This window comes from Pseudomonas sp. SK, from assembly GCF_012975065.1.
Lineage (GTDB): Bacteria > Pseudomonadota > Gammaproteobacteria > Pseudomonadales > Pseudomonadaceae > Aquipseudomonas > Aquipseudomonas anuradhapurensis.
Genome location: NZ_CP051857.1, coordinates 2,024,334 through 2,036,689, shown reverse-complemented (window position 1 = coordinate 2,036,689; position 12,356 = coordinate 2,024,334). Strand labels below are relative to the sequence as shown.

General features: G+C 65.6%; 14 protein-coding genes. 5 read left to right on the top strand and 9 right to left on the bottom strand.

Translation table 11 applies throughout. The features are described 5' to 3' along the window. Positions 1 to 16: 16 nt before the first annotated feature. Both HG549_RS09335 and HG549_RS09330 read right to left on the bottom strand, forming a co-directional pair. Positions 17 to 307: a hypothetical protein gene (locus tag HG549_RS09335; RefSeq protein ID WP_170029220.1), complete on the bottom strand. Its 291-nt coding sequence runs from the start codon at positions 305 to 307 to the stop codon at positions 17 to 19. Between the two features lie 58 nt (positions 308 to 365). Further along, a complete protein-coding gene (locus HG549_RS09330) occupies positions 366 to 971 on the bottom strand; it encodes an arylesterase (protein WP_170029219.1) in 606 nt (201 codons plus the stop codon). 10 nt (positions 972 to 981) lie between these two features. Here HG549_RS09330 and HG549_RS09325 point away from each other — a divergent pair, with 10 nt between their 5' ends. Together HG549_RS09325 and HG549_RS09320 are read left to right on the top strand one after the other, a co-directional pair. Beyond that, entirely contained in the window at positions 982 to 1,665 is a 684-nt protein-coding gene (locus HG549_RS09325; RefSeq protein ID WP_170029218.1) for an ABC transporter ATP-binding protein, read from the top strand. Continuing rightward, on the top strand, positions 1,665 to 4,172 hold the full coding sequence (locus HG549_RS09320; RefSeq protein WP_170029217.1) for an ABC transporter permease: 2,508 nt from the start codon (positions 1,665 to 1,667) through the stop codon (positions 4,170 to 4,172). The genes HG549_RS09325 and HG549_RS09320 overlap by 1 nt, the downstream gene beginning before the upstream one ends. A gap of 121 nt (positions 4,173 to 4,293) precedes the next feature. Here HG549_RS09320 and greB read toward each other — a convergent pair whose 3' ends face one another. The 4 genes from greB to HG549_RS09300 all read right to left on the bottom strand — a co-directional run bounded on the left by greB (position 4,294) and on the right by HG549_RS09300 (position 7,274). Further along, positions 4,294 to 4,767 (bottom strand): transcription elongation factor GreB, encoded by a 474-nt coding sequence (gene greB, locus HG549_RS09315; protein WP_170029216.1) that lies wholly within the window; start codon positions 4,765 to 4,767, stop codon positions 4,294 to 4,296. 11 nt (positions 4,768 to 4,778) lie between these two features. Beyond that, positions 4,779 to 5,087 carry a hypothetical protein gene (locus HG549_RS09310; RefSeq protein WP_170029215.1) on the bottom strand — a complete coding sequence of 103 codons (309 nt, stop codon included), beginning with the start codon at positions 5,085 to 5,087 and terminating at the stop codon, positions 4,779 to 4,781. Positions 5,088 to 5,318: 231 nt separating this feature from the next. Next, positions 5,319 to 5,756 carry a DoxX family protein gene (locus HG549_RS09305; RefSeq protein ID WP_170029214.1) on the bottom strand — a complete coding sequence of 146 codons (438 nt, stop codon included), beginning with the start codon at positions 5,754 to 5,756 and terminating at the stop codon, positions 5,319 to 5,321. A 111-nt stretch (positions 5,757 to 5,867) separates the two neighbouring features. After that, complete coding sequence (locus HG549_RS09300; protein WP_170029213.1) at positions 5,868 to 7,274, bottom strand: transglycosylase SLT domain-containing protein; 1,407 nt, start codon at positions 7,272 to 7,274, stop codon at positions 5,868 to 5,870. A 156-nt stretch (positions 7,275 to 7,430) separates the two neighbouring features. On the opposite strand from HG549_RS09300, the gene HG549_RS09295 reads away from it, so the two are divergent. The 3 genes from HG549_RS09295 to HG549_RS09285 all read left to right on the top strand — a co-directional run bounded on the left by HG549_RS09295 (position 7,431) and on the right by HG549_RS09285 (position 10,269). Beyond that, the gene (locus HG549_RS09295) at positions 7,431 to 8,231 is read left to right on the top strand and encodes a TatD family hydrolase (RefSeq protein ID WP_170029212.1); all 801 of its coding nucleotides are present in this window, start codon (positions 7,431 to 7,433) and stop codon (positions 8,229 to 8,231) included. Between the two features lie 116 nt (positions 8,232 to 8,347). After that, a complete protein-coding gene (locus HG549_RS09290; protein ID WP_170029211.1) occupies positions 8,348 to 9,826 on the top strand; it encodes a methyl-accepting chemotaxis protein in 1,479 nt (492 codons plus the stop codon). 74 nt (positions 9,827 to 9,900) lie between these two features. Next, positions 9,901 to 10,269, top strand: a complete 369-nt coding sequence (locus HG549_RS09285; protein WP_170029210.1) for an Mpo1-like protein — start codon at positions 9,901 to 9,903, stop codon at positions 10,267 to 10,269. A gap of 39 nt (positions 10,270 to 10,308) precedes the next feature. On the opposite strand, the gene HG549_RS09280 is transcribed toward HG549_RS09285, so the two are convergent. The 3 genes from HG549_RS09280 to HG549_RS09270 form a co-directional block, all read right to left on the bottom strand. After that, positions 10,309 to 11,106, bottom strand: a complete 798-nt coding sequence (locus tag HG549_RS09280; protein ID WP_170029209.1) for an acyl-CoA thioesterase II — start codon at positions 11,104 to 11,106, stop codon at positions 10,309 to 10,311. 76 nt (positions 11,107 to 11,182) lie between these two features. Further along, on the bottom strand, positions 11,183 to 11,962 hold the full coding sequence (locus HG549_RS09275; protein WP_170029208.1) for a CHAD domain-containing protein: 780 nt from the start codon (positions 11,960 to 11,962) through the stop codon (positions 11,183 to 11,185). 17 nt (positions 11,963 to 11,979) lie between these two features. After that, entirely contained in the window at positions 11,980 to 12,258 is a 279-nt protein-coding gene (locus HG549_RS09270) for a hypothetical protein (RefSeq protein ID WP_003259403.1), read from the bottom strand. Between the last annotated feature and the right edge of the window lie 98 nt (positions 12,259 to 12,356).

Genomic DNA, 12,356 nt, shown 5'->3' with positions numbered 1-12,356 from the left:
ATGAAAGGCGCCACGCTCAGCTGCTCTGCAGCTCCGGCCACACCGGGCGCATGCCGCGCCGCTGGGCATCCAGGATGGCGCGGCACAGGTCGCACAGGCGGCCGTCGCGGTAGATCGAGCGCGGCACCCCCGACCAGCGCGGTTGCGCCGGCAGCAGGCCACCGCACAGGGTACGGTCGACCGGCACGCCCAGTTCCAGCTGGCGGGCCACCAGATGGACGCGGATTTCCTGGCAGGCGAACAGGTCGAGCTGCTCATCAGGCTCGATCAGTTGGTAGGCATACAAGGACCAGGCAGGGCGCGGCATCGGGGGCACTCGAAACGGGGGGCGCAACATTAGCCGAAAGCCGGCGCCGTTTAAAGCATCACAGCAAGGGTTTTATCGCCGGCCAGGCATTTTCCAGCAGGCGCTGCTGGGCGGCCTGGGCCGGGTGGATACCATCGGCCTGCATCAAGCCCGGCACGCCGCCTACCCCTTCGAGGAAAAACGGCACCAACGGGACCTGTTTTTCCGCCGCCAGCTGTTCATACACCTGGGCGAAGGCCGTGGTATAGCGCACGCCGTAATTGGGTGGCAGGCGCATGCCCAGCAACACCACCTTGGCCCCGGCCTGGCGTGCGCTTTCGATCATCGAGGCAAGATTTTGTTGCAATTGCGCGGTCGGCTGCCCGCGCAGGCCATCATTGCCGCCAAGTTCCAGCACCACCAGGCTCGGCTTGTGCGCTGCAAGCAGCGCCGGCAGCCGCGCCTGGCCACCTGCACTGGTGTCGCCACTGATCGAGGCGTTGACCACCTGGTCGTCGAAACCTTCGTCCCTGAGGCGGGTCTGCAACAAGGAGACCCAGCCCTGGCGGGTATCCAGGCCGAAACCGGCGCTGATACTATCGCCGACAACCAGCAACGTTCCCGCCGCCGCGCTCTGGGCCAGGCAATACAGGGCCAGACCGGCACTCAACCACCACACTCGCATCGGATTCTCCATGGGCCCCAGCATTCTCGTTGCGCAGAACCTTAGCAAAGTGGTCCCCAGCGCGGAAGGTGACCTGACCATCCTGCAGGCGCTGTCCCTCGACCTGGCCCAGGGCGACAGCCTGGCCATCGTCGGCGCCTCGGGTTCGGGCAAGTCGACCCTGCTCGGCCTGCTCGCCGGGCTCGACCAGCCCAGCGCCGGCAAGGTCATCCTCGCCGGCCACGACCTGGGGCCGCTGGATGAAGACCAGCGCGCGCGAGTGCGCGCCGAACATGTGGGTTTCGTGTTCCAGTCGTTCCAGCTGCTCGACAGCCTCAACGCCCTGGAAAACGTCATGCTGCCGCTGGAGCTGGACGGCCGCCGCGATGCCCGGGAACAGGCCCGCACGCTGCTCGAACGGGTCGGCCTGGGCAAGCGCCTCAGCCACACCCCGCGCCAGCTGTCGGGCGGCGAACAACAGCGGGTGGCCATTGCCCGTGCCTTTGCCGCACACCCGGCGGTGCTGTTCGCCGACGAGCCCACCGGCAACCTCGACAGCCATACCGGCGAGCGTATCAGCGACCTGCTGTTCGAGCTGAACAAGGAACGCGGTACCACCTTGGTGCTGGTCACCCATGACGAACGCCTGGCCCGGCGCTGCCGCCGCCAGATCCGCCTGGACGCGGGCCGCCTGGTGGCGCCGGTGGAGGCCTGATGACCCACATGCCGCTGTCCCGCCTGTGCGGCCTGGCCCTGCGCCAGTTGCTGCGCGACATTCGTGCCAGTGAAGTGCGCGTGCTGTTCTTCGCCCTGCTGGTCGCCGTCGCGGCCAGCACCGCCATCGGCTATTTCGGCGCACGCCTCAACGGCGCCATGCAACTGCGCGCCAGTGAATTCCTCGGCGCCGACCTGGTGCTGCAGGGCAGTTCCCCGGCCCGCGAACAACAGCTCGCTGCCGGCCAGGCGCTTGGCTTGCAGCATGCCCAGGTGGTCGAGTTCACCAGCGTGGTGGGTGGCGACAACGGCATTCAGTTGTCCAGCGTCAAGGCGGCCGACGCTGCCTACCCGCTGCGCGGGCAAGTGCGCAGCGCCGCACAACCCTATGCGACGGAAACCCCTGGCGGCGGGCCGGCGCCGGGCGAGGCATGGGTCGAACCGCGCCTGCTGGCGGCGTTGGGGCTGCCGGTAGGTGCCAGCATCGATGTCGGCATGAAAACCCTGCGCATCAGCCGTGTGCTGACCTACGAGCCGGACCGCGCCAACAACTTCTACAGCCTGACCCCGCGGGTGATGATGAACCTCGCCGACCTGCAAGCCACCGGGGTGATTCAGCCGGGCAGCCGGGTGACCTACCGTGACCTGTGGCGCGGCGCACCTGACGCACTGGGACGTTACCGCCAGGCCGTGGAAAAAGACCTGGCCGCCAACCAGCGCTTGCGCGATACCCGCGATGGCAACCAGCAGATCGGCGGTGCCCTGGGCAAAGCCGAGCGTTACCTGAACATGGCCAGCCTGGTGGCGGTGCTGCTGGCCGGCGTGGCCGTCGCCCTGTCGGCCAGCCGCTACGCAGCACGCCGCCTGGACGCCAGCGCCCTGCTACGCTGCCTGGGCCTCTCGCAACGCCAGGCACTGGGCCTGTATTGCCTGCAGCTGGCCATGCTCGGCCTGGTCGCCGCCGTGGTCGGCGCCCTGTTCGGCTGGCTGGCCCAACTCGGCCTGTTCCGTCTGCTGCATGGCTTGCTGCCAAGCGTGGTCCCCCCTGGCGGCATCGTCCCGGCGTTGGCCGGCATCGCTACCGGGCTGGTGGCCCTGGCTGGCTTCGCCCTGCCCCCCATCGCTGCACTGGGCAAGGTACCGCCGCTGCGCGTGCTGCGCCGCGACCTGCTGCCAATACCGACCAGCAGTTGGCTGGTGTATGGCACCGCCCTGCTCGCCCTCGGCCTGATCATGTGGCGCCTGAGCCTCGACCTGCTGCTCACTTTCGCTCTGCTCGGTGGTGGCCTGGTCGCCGCGCTGCTGCTTGGCAGCCTGCTGTTGCTCGGCCTGCGCAGCCTGCGTCAATTACTGGCCGGGGCACCACTGACCTGGCGCCTGGGGTTGGGCCAACTGTTGCGCCACCCCATGGCCGCCGCCGGCCAGGCCCTGGCCTTCGGCCTGATCCTGTTGGCCATGGCCCTGGTCGCCCTGCTACGCGCCGAACTGCTCGACACCTGGCAAGCGCAATTGCCCAAGGATGCGCCCAACCATTTTGCCCTGAACATCCTGCCAGATGACCGCGAACCTTTCGCCCGCCAGCTGCATCAGGTCAACGCGACCTCGGCGCCACTGTACCCGGTGACGCCGGGTCGCCTGGTGCAGATCAATGCGCAGCCGGTGCAGCAGGTGGTGAGCAAGGATTCGGCCGGCGAGCGCGCCGTGCAACGTGACCTCAGCCTGACCTGGGCCGCCGACCTGCCGGAAGGTAATGAACTGACTGCAGGCAGCTGGTGGCAGGCCCTACCCGCTGCCGAGGAAGTCCCCGGTGTATCGGTGGAAGCGGAACTGGCCAGCAGCCTGAAGCTGCAGTTGGGCGACCTGCTGACCTTCGACATCGGCGGCCAGCAGCACCAGGCCAGGGTCAGCAGCCTGCGCAGCGTGCATTGGGACAGCTTCCAGCCGAACTTCTACATGATCTTCCAGCCCGGCACGCTGCAAGGGCTGCCCACCACCTACCTGACCAGCTTCTACCTGGCACCGGGCCATGATCTTGACGTCGTGGCGTTGTCACGGGCGTTTCCGGCAGTGACCATCCTGCAGGTCGACGCCCTGCTCAATCAGCTGCGCAGCATCCTCGCCCAGGTCACCCTGGCGGTGGAGTACGTGTTGCTGTTCGTCCTGGCGGCGGGGCTGGCGGTGTTGTTCGCTGGCTTGCAGGCGACCCTGGACGAACGCATCCGCCAGGGCGCCTTGCTGCGCGCACTGGGCGCGGCACGGCCATTGCTGGTCAGGGCACGGCGGATCGAGTTCGGCTTGCTGGGTGCCGCCAGCGGGCTGTTGGCGGCGATAGGCTGCGAACTGATAACGCTGGTGCTGTACCGCTATGCGTTCGACCTGCACTGGAGCCCGCATCCGTGGCTGCTGGCGCTGCCAATGGCGGGCGCGCTACTGGTCGGCGGTGCCGGGGTACTGGGGACGCGGCGGGCGTTGAATGCCAGCCCGCTGGCGGTCCTGCGAGAAAGTTGAGGGTTGCCTGGCCGGCCCCTGGCAGGTAGACCCGCTCCCACAAAGGGTGCACATTGCTCAATGACCAGGCTGTACCCGTGGGCGGGTTTTCCCTTCAGGAGGCCAGCCCAGGCAACACAGATCACTGGCCGTAGCTGATGCTGTTGACATACCAGGTGGCTTCACCAGCAGGGGTCTGCACCACCACCTCGTCGCCCTCCTGCTTCTTCAGCAAGGCACGAGCCATGGGTGAGTCGATCGAGATGTAGTCGTTGCGCCCGTAGATTTCGTCGTAGCCGACAATGCGAAACTTCATGGCCTCGCCATCGTCGTTCTCGATCTCCACCCAGGCACCGAAAAACACCTTGCCCTCCTGCTGCGGCGAGTAAGCCACCACTTTCACATCTTCAAGGCGCTTGCGCAGGTAACGCACCCGACGGTCGATCTCGCGCAGCAGCTTCTTGTTGTACTGGTAGTCGGCGTTCTCGCTGCGGTCGCCAAGCGATGCGGCCCAGGCAACCTTCTGGGTAATCTCCGGGCGATATACCCGCCACAGGTGGTCCAGCTCTTTCTTCAGCGCCTCATGGCCTTCCGTGGTAATGATGTTGGTGCTCAACAGCGCACTCCTCAGCGGCGGGTAATCAGGCCTTGGCGCGCGATGCGGGTGAGATGGCCGATGACTTCGGCGGCTTCGTCCGGCACCGGGGCCTGGATGACGGCCAGGTCGAAACGGTCATCGCCGTACTGCGCGAGGTGGCAACCGGTGTCGGCGAACTGGATCAGGAAGGCGCGCGCTTGCCCCTTGCGCCGGGACAGGCCTTCGAGGTGACGTAAAAGGGTGGGCTGATGCTGGCCGCCGAGCAGGATGCGCGGTGTGCGAGACGCCTGGCTGGCTGGCAAAGGGCTCAAACAGACACTGGTACGTGGGCAACTCATGGAGCTTCTCTCCGCCTCGCAAATCCCGCTGGGCAGCGGTGGGAGGCGTCACCGAACCAGCGCTTTAGCGGTATTTCGGATGACCCGGAGGGGCTGTCCCGCGCCCCGCAAGTAGCTGTTTAAATCGGCGCAGGCGGTATGCTAGAGCGACGAGCCGCAAGTTGCAAGCCGCAAGCAACAGCAGGCCGATCCCCGGCCTGTTGTTGCTTGCGGCTTGCGCTGCTGCTGCGGTTACCGGGCGATCAGGCGGTCCAGCGAGAAGCGGCCAGCGCCTTCGATCAGCACCGCGACGGTGCCGGCCAGCAATGCCAGGGCAAACTCATAGCCGTTGTTGGACATGAACAGGCCATTACCGATGTGTACCGAGAAGATCGCCACCACCAGGGTCACGCTCAGCGCCAGCGCTGCCGGGCGGGCCAGCAGGCCAATCACCAGGGCCAGGCCGCCGAAGAACTCGGCACTACCGGAGAGCAGGGCCATCAGGTAACCCGGGGCCAGGCCAATGCTTTCCATCCACTGGCCGGTGCCCTCCAGGCCATAGCCACCGAACAGGCCAAACAGTTTCTGCGCACCATGCGCCATGAAGATGATGCCGACCAGGATGCGGATGATGCTGAGGCCAGCACCGGCACGGGTGGAGAACAGAGCGTTGAGGGTGGTGGTGTTCATGTCGAAGCGTCCTTGAAAGGGAAGTTGTGTTGGGATGGGCGCCATCATAATCAGTTCTACAGATATGAAAACCGCAAAAAACCCAACATAACAATCGACAAAATCGATTTGTCAGCGCTTCGCCACACGCTCCAGGCCGGCACGCTCCCGATTGAAGGCCACAAAGTACTTATTGACGCTGTTGACGAAATTGACTGGCCCCATGCCCACCTGCTCCATGGCAATACGTTCAGTCTGGAAGAACCACTGGTTGCCGTTCAGCCCGCGCCGCCGCGCTTCGGCGCGCATGGCCTGGACCCGTTCCGGGCCGAGGTTGTAGGCCGCCAGCACGAACGCCATGCGCTCACGCTCGTTGATCCTGGTGCTGGCAAAGAACTTGCGCCGGATCAGCGCCAGGTAACGGGCGCTGGCCTGGACATTGCCATCCACCGTGGCGGTGTTGCTCACCCCCACGCGCTGCGCTGCCGAAGGCGTGATCTGCATCAAGCCATGGGCGCCGCCAGTGCCGCGCGCCGTCGGGTTGAGCGTCGACTCCTTGAAAGCCAGCGCGGCCAGGTTGAGCCAGTCGATCTGCTGCGCCTCAGCGTGTTTCTGCAGCACCGGCCGCAACGCGTTGAGGCGCTGGCGGTCCTTGCTGGCCAACGGGTTGTGCACCCGGTACTGGCGCCGGTAGATGCGCTCGAACGCGGCGTCCTGGTTGTCCGGCGCGCGGTAGCCTTGCAAAAAGCGGTCGACCGTGGCCAGCAGCTGTGGCGCATCACGCCCGACATACCAGCGCATGGCTTGCGGCGGGCCCAGCTGTACCCGGCTGTCCAGGCGCAGGCGCGGCATCACCCGGGCCCACCGCCGGGCAATGGGTTGCTCGATCACGGTAAGGTGATAGATGCCAGCCTGGACCATCTCCAGCACGTCCTCCACCGCCAGGGTCGCATCGACCCATTCCACCTTGATCGGCGCACGTTTGCGCAGTGCCAGCTGCTGGTTCAACTGCTGGATCAGCGGGCCGGCGGCACTGGCGCTGGTCAACGCCACCGTACGCCCGGACAGTTGCTCGACATGGCTGAAGCTGCGTTCGCCCTTGCGCCCCACCAGCACCAATGGCACCTGGTCGAGCACCGGCGCGCTGCTGCTGACCCCGCGAACCGCGCTGGGGTCAAGCAGTTCGCCCGGTACCGCCAGGTCGCCCTCGCCACGCGCCAGGGCGCCCAGCAGTTGCTCCTTGGCCCGGGGGATCAACTTCAGCTGGATCTCCTGGCCGTCGGCGGCACGGGCATTGAGATAATGCTCCAGGGCCCGCAGGCGATAGTATTCGATGCCGACCGGTTCGCCCTTGACCTCACCGGAACTGTTGCGGCTCTGGTTGACCAGCACCCGCAGCACCTGGCTGCTGCGGATCTGTTGCAAGTCACGGACCTTGGCCGGCGGGGTGGTCTGCTGCGGCCCCGGCAGGCGCGCGTGGGCTGGCCCCGTCAGGGCCAGGCCAAACGTCACCAGTAGAATGAGCCAGCTTCGCGGCATGCAACACGTCCGTGGTCGGTGGGCGGCACCCATGGACTGCACCGCCAAGAGAGAGAAATGACGGCAAAAGACCATGGCAACAGCATGAAGTTCTTGGTTTTTTCGCAAAAACACGGTTTTTGCTATGCTGGCCGCCCCGCGGCACGAGGTAGCACCATGCAACTGATCGATATCGGCGTCAACCTGACCAACAGCAGTTTTCACGACCAGCAGGCAGCCATCGTCGAGCGCGCCATTGAAGCCGGCGTCACGCAGATGGTGCTGACAGGTACCAGCCTGACGGTCAGCGAGCAGGCGCTGGAGCTCTGCCAGCAGCTGGACTCGAGCGGTGCCCACCTGTTCGCCACGGCGGGTGTCCACCCGCATGATGCCAAGGCCTGGGATGCCGGCAGCGAGCAGCGCTTGCGGCAACTGCTGGCTGAACCGCGCGTACGCGCGGTGGGTGAATGTGGCCTGGATTTCAACCGCGACTTCTCCCCTCGCCCGCTGCAGGAAAAAGCCCTGGAAGCGCAACTGGCCCTGGCCGCCGAGCTGCGCCTGCCGGTGTTTCTGCATGAGCGCGATGCCAGCGAACGGCTGCTGGCAATTCTCAAGGACTACCGTGACCACCTGCCTGGCGCGGTAGTGCACTGTTTCACTGGCGAACGCGAGGCGCTGTTCGCCTACCTCGACATGGACCTGCACATCGGCATCACCGGCTGGATCTGCGACGAGCGCCGCGGAACCCACCTGCACCCGCTGGTGGGCAACATTGCCGAGGGGCGCTTGATGCTCGAGAGCGACGCGCCTTACCTGTTGCCGCGCAGCCTGCGGCCCAAGCCGAAGCATGGGCGCAACGAGCCCGCGTTCCTGCCAGAGGTGCTACGCGAGGTCGCCTTGCATCGTGGGGAAGCAGCCGAACATACGGCAACACATACCACGGCGACGGCGCGGGCATTTTTCCAGATTCACAGCTGACGCAACCCGGGCGCCTGAAGTTTTTTGATACACATCAACAATGGGCCTGACGGATGCGGGCACAATGATGGCACCTTGCCAATATTGTTTCCGCTCAACTCAGAGAAGACCTGCCCATGGGTGCCTGGCTTAGCAATGTTTCCTTGAAATACAAGTTCTGGGCCGTCAATGCGGTGGCCTTTGTCACGACCCTGCTGCTGGTGCTCTATGCCGTGCACCTCGAGCAGCGTGCCCGCGCCGAAGCAGCGCAGGCCCAGGCCGCTGCCCAGGCGCAACTGCTGACCAGCTGGCCAGCGGGGCAGCCGTTGCCGCGCCCGGCCAACGTCATCAGCTGGTCGGCGGGGCAAACGCCCAGCTTCGCCGGCGAGCCCCTCGATGGCCTGCGCAACGCCCAGGGCTGGGTCGAACTGCCAAGCGCCTGGCTTCTTGGCGACAACCCGTTGCGCGGCGCGCAGGTGTTGCGTCGTGGCGATCAACAAGTGGCGGTTCTGGCCCAGTCGCCAAGCCTGCGCCAGGTATTCTTCGACCGCTTCAGCAATTACGCGGTGTGCGTGCTGATCCTGATGCTGGCCATGCTGGGCGCTTCGCAACTGCTGATTCGCTTCCTGCTCAGCCAGCTCAACACCCTCAAGGACGTCATGCTGCACGTGGAGAAAACCGGCGACCTGGCGGCCCGCGTACCCTTGGCCTGTGGCGACGAGGTCGGCCAGATGGCCGGGGCGTTCAATGCCATGCAGGCAACCTACCACCGGGTGGTCAGCACCGTCGCCCATACCGCCGCCCAGCTGGACTCCGGCGCCGCGCGCCTGGCAGCGAGCATGAGCGATGTGCGCCACGGCATGCTCGGCCAGCAGAGCGAGACCGACCAGGCGGCTACCGCCATCAACGAAATGTCGGCGACGGTGCACCATATTGCCCAGCATGCCGGCGCCACCCGCGACCTGTCACAAACAGCCGACACCCTTGCCGGCAGCGGCCAGGAGGTGGTCAGCCGGGTGCAGGATTCGATTTCCGGGCTGTCCAGCGGCGTGCAGCAGACAGCCGAGATGATCCGTCAGCTCGCCGAGGACAGCCAGAAGATCAACGGTGTGGTCAATGTGATCCACAGCATCGCCGAGCAAACCAACCTGCTGGCACTCAACGCTGCTATCGAAGCGGCGCGCGCCGGCGACCTCGGGCGTGGTTTTGCCGTGGTGGCCGATGAAGTGCGCAACCTGGCCAAGCGCGTGCAGACCTCGACCGACGAGATCACCACCATGGTCGCGGCCCTGCAGTCAGGCACCCGCGATGCGGTGGAGTTCATGCAGGAAAGCTCGTACAAGGCCGATGACTGTGTCAAGCAGGCCCGTGAGGCCGGTGAAGCACTGGCCGAAATCACCGGTGCCGTGGCACAGATGCGTGAAAGCAACACCCAGATTGCCGTGGCCGCCGAGCAGCAAAGCCAGGTGGCAGAAGAAATGAACCGTGCGGTGGTGAGCATCCGCGATGTCACCGAGCAGACCGTGCAGCAGACCGTCGGTTCGGCGACCACCAGCAGCGAACTGGCGACACTGGCCGGCGAACTGAACAAGGCCATTGGCCAGCTCAAGCTATAGTCACCATAGCCAGCCTCGATTGGCCCCCGTCCGGGGGCCGCACTAAGCTTTGGGCATAGCCAGAGGAAATGCCCATGAGCAAACGCCTGCCCAACCTGCCCGCCTGGCAATGGCGCGGCTACCACCACAACCACCGCCACCCGACCAACCTGGTGCTGCACCTGATCGCCGTGCCGTTGTTCATTCTTGGCGCGCTGCTGATCCTGTCCGGGCTGTTCAGCCTGGACCTGGGGCAGATCGCCGTTGGTATCATCGCCTTGATCGCCGGCCTCGGCCTGCAGCGCCAGGGCCATCGCCTGGAGGCAGAACAGCCGGAGCCGTTCGCCAACCGCAAGGACGCCGTGCAACGCCTGCTCACCGAGCAGTTCATCACCTTTCCGCGCTTCGTGCTGAGCGGCGCCTGGTGGAAGGCCTGGCGGCAACGCCACAAGCACCGCCAGTGATCGGTTGCGCTCCTGCGGGCATGAGCCGGCGGTAGCAGCCTAGGCGAATACCGTCACAGTCTGCCGGCTCAAGGCCAGCAACTCGCCCTGTGCCGTCCACAAGGCAGCGGCGGCATGCCCGTAGCCATCACGCGCATATTCGGTTTCCACGCAATAGCGGCACCAGTCGAGGGTCGACAACTGCGGCGTGGGCTGGACGAATTCAATGGTCCAGGTCAGGGTACTGCCCGCCGCGGGCTGCTTGAGGAACGGCATCAGGCTTGGCGGCCAGGCATCGACCAACGCCAGCAGGTGCGCCTCGCTGACCGGCTCTTCAGCCACCCCACGCAAACGCACCCAGCCACCCATATGGCGCGACGGGTTGCCACTGAACGGAAGGCCACCGATCGCCCAGCGCAAGGCCACGTGCTGCATGAAGTCCGGGGTGACGCCCTTGATATGCGGCAACTCGGGGGCCGCCTGCTCGAGCGCCTTCATGTCCATGGCCGGCAACGCCGGCACATTCACCACAGACGGCCGCCCTGCACCGAAGTTGCCCTGCACCAAGGTCACCACCTGGCCGTCCTGAACGGCACGGCCCAGCAAGGTGCTGACCGCCTTGCCTTCGCGCAGCACCTCGACCTCGAAGCGAATGGGCACATCCGCCGCCGCCGGTGCAACGAAACTGATAGCCAATGAACGCACCGGGCGGCCATCGGTGATCTTCTGGCGCATGGTTTCGTACACCAGCGCTGCCATCAGCCCGCCAAAGACAGCGCGGCCCTGCGCCCAACTGGGCGGGATACTCAGCGCATCGGGGCTGGCCCGCACGGCGTCGAGCAATTGCTTGAAATTCATTGGCTGGCTCCTGCAGGCCGGGAAAGGTTGTGCTCATCCTAGCCAGCAACCCCTTGGCGTTCAGCCCGCAAATCGGTCATTGTTCGGGCTTTCGCCGCGCCAGCGCCTTTTGCAGGGCTTCCAGGGTGCTATCCGACTGGCGCTCGGCCTCGTGCAACTCCTGTTCCCAGGCGGCCTTGCACGGGGCCAGATCGGCTTGGTCGCGTGCCTGCAGCAGCCATTGCAGGCGATCGTGCCAGTCGCCCAGGTCGCCCTGGGCCTGCTTCAACAGGCGCTGCAGTTTCTTGCCCGCATGGTCGAGCTGGGGATAGGCCTCGTCGCCGTAGCGCGCCCGCTTGATCAGCAAGCGCAGGCGGTGGCGGTCGTGTGCCGGGTCCTGCAGGGCCTGGCGCAACTTGCGCCACTGTTTGACCAGGCGTTTGTCGATACGCTTGTCCAAGGTCTTGACCAAGCCTTCGCGAGCGGCCGCTCGCAAGAACAGTGGAAACGCATCGACAATCGCCAGCACCCGCGTCAGCTGCGGGCTGTCAGCGACACTGGCGAAAGTCCGCTCACGGCCCTCGATGCGGCGCTGCCCTTCCTCGGCAAAGCCACGCCCGATCAGTTCGGCCGCCAGTACCTCGCGGTCACGCAGCGGTGTCGTCAGGGCACCCAGCGCCCTGGCGGCGTCCTCCAGCTGCTCCACCCCCGGCAAACCACGCAGTGGCCGCAGCAGGCTGCGCAGGCGCCGCAGGGTGGTGCGCAAGTCGTGCAAGGCCTCGCTGTCGGTGTTGGCAGCCAGGCGTTCGCGACAGGCCAGCAGACGCACCTGCAAGGCCAGTATCTGGGCAACTACATGATCGAGCATGGCAGACATTCAATGACGCTCCCTGATCAGCGCCCGGCGCGGGACTCACGGATGTAGAAGCGCGCCTTCTCGGCTTTGCGGGTACAGCTTTCATAGCCTTCGAATTGCTGCTGGGTCTTGGCCCCGGTCAACAGCGACAAGGCCTTGGAATAGCTCACGGCACCAGCAAAGCCTTCGGCCTTGGCCAGGTCCAGCTCTTTCCAGGCAGCATCCAGCTGGGTTGCACAACTCTCACGGTAGGCCGTCTTGCCCGCACAGCCGGCAAGGGCCAAGGCAATCAGTGGAAGGCAGATCCAGGCTTTCATCAGTAATGACCTCAATGGGAAAAAAACAGTGGCCGTTCGACGCTCCGGCTGCTCAAAAGTGCCGCTCCCGGACAGCTTTGTCTTGCCAGTTTTATTAC

Excerpts from the sequence above, each read along its gene's own strand:
- HG549_RS09335 (WP_170029220.1), bottom strand. The coding sequence starts at position 307 with ATGCCGCGCCCTGCCTGGTCCTTGTATGCCTACCAACTGATCGAGCCT.
- HG549_RS09330 (WP_170029219.1), bottom strand. The coding sequence starts at position 971 with ATGCGAGTGTGGTGGTTGAGTGCCGGTCTGGCCCTGTATTGCCTGGCC.
- HG549_RS09325 (WP_170029218.1), top strand. The coding sequence starts at position 982 with ATGGGCCCCAGCATTCTCGTTGCGCAGAACCTTAGCAAAGTGGTCCCC.
- HG549_RS09320 (WP_170029217.1), top strand. The coding sequence starts at position 1,665 with ATGACCCACATGCCGCTGTCCCGCCTGTGCGGCCTGGCCCTGCGCCAG.
- HG549_RS09310 (WP_170029215.1), bottom strand. The coding sequence starts at position 5,087 with ATGAGTTGCCCACGTACCAGTGTCTGTTTGAGCCCTTTGCCAGCCAGC.
- HG549_RS09305 (WP_170029214.1), bottom strand. The coding sequence starts at position 5,756 with ATGAACACCACCACCCTCAACGCTCTGTTCTCCACCCGTGCCGGTGCT.
- HG549_RS09300 (WP_170029213.1), bottom strand. The coding sequence starts at position 7,274 with ATGCCGCGAAGCTGGCTCATTCTACTGGTGACGTTTGGCCTGGCCCTG.
- HG549_RS09295 (WP_170029212.1), top strand. The coding sequence starts at position 7,431 with ATGCAACTGATCGATATCGGCGTCAACCTGACCAACAGCAGTTTTCAC.
- HG549_RS09290 (WP_170029211.1), top strand. The coding sequence starts at position 8,348 with ATGGGTGCCTGGCTTAGCAATGTTTCCTTGAAATACAAGTTCTGGGCC.
- HG549_RS09285 (WP_170029210.1), top strand. The coding sequence starts at position 9,901 with ATGAGCAAACGCCTGCCCAACCTGCCCGCCTGGCAATGGCGCGGCTAC.
- HG549_RS09280 (WP_170029209.1), bottom strand. The coding sequence starts at position 11,106 with ATGAATTTCAAGCAATTGCTCGACGCCGTGCGGGCCAGCCCCGATGCG.
- HG549_RS09275 (WP_170029208.1), bottom strand. The coding sequence starts at position 11,962 with ATGTCTGCCATGCTCGATCATGTAGTTGCCCAGATACTGGCCTTGCAG.
- HG549_RS09270 (WP_003259403.1), bottom strand. The coding sequence starts at position 12,258 with ATGAAAGCCTGGATCTGCCTTCCACTGATTGCCTTGGCCCTTGCCGGC.